We start from the raw sequence: 771 nt of genomic DNA, 5'->3' as shown, positions 1-771 counted from the left end.
GATCGTGGGAAAGCGACAGTCGCGGCCTTGGATCGTGTCGGATGAACTGTGGTCGCTGATCGAGCCGTTGCTGCCCGAGCCGGCACCGAAGCTGGTGGAGGGCCGGCCTCGGGTGCCGGACCGGCAGGCCTTGTGCGGGATCCTGTTCGTACTGCACACCGGCATCCAGTGGGAGTACCTGCCCCAGGAGCTGGGCTTCGGCTCTGGCATGACCTGCTGGCGGCGCCTGGCCGCGTGGAACGAAGCCGGTGTGTGGGACCAACTGCATCTCTTGCTGCTGAAGAAGCTGCGGGCGGCGAAGAAACTGGACTGGTCGCGGGCGGTGATCGACTCCTCCCACGTGCGGGCCGCTCGGCGGGGCCCAAAAGCGGGCCCAGCCCGGTCGACCGCGCACGTCCGGGCAGCAAGCACCACGTCCTCACCGACGGCCAGGGCATCCCGCTCGCGGTGTCCCTGACCGGCGGAAACCGCAACGACGTAACCCAGCTCCTGCCCCTGCTCGACAAGATCCCCGCTGTGGCCGGCGTCGTCGGCCGGCCCCGACACCGACCCGACGCACTCCTCGCCGACCGCGGCTACGACCACGACAAGTACCGCCGACTGCTCTGGGACCGCGGTATCCGCCCGGTCATCGCCCAACGAGGCCAGCCACACGGCTCCGGCCTCGGCATCTTCCGCTACGTGGTCGAGCGCACGATCGCCTGGCTGCACGGCTTCCGCCGCCTGCGCATCCGCTGGGAACGACGCGACGACATCCACGAAGCCTTCCTC

The 771-nt window shown here is 69.5% G+C and carries 1 pseudogene; it reads left to right on the top strand.

Going from position 1 to position 771, the window contains the following annotated elements:
• Positions 1-4: 4 nt before the first annotated feature.
• A pseudogene (locus tag IE263_RS48080) lies at positions 5-771 on the top strand (IS5 family transposase); the annotation flags it as partial.

The sequence above is a fragment of the Streptomyces aurantiogriseus genome (assembly GCF_014649375.1).
Lineage (GTDB): Bacteria > Actinomycetota > Actinomycetes > Streptomycetales > Streptomycetaceae > Streptomyces > Streptomyces aurantiogriseus.
This window is presented reverse-complemented; position numbering and strand designations above follow the sequence as displayed.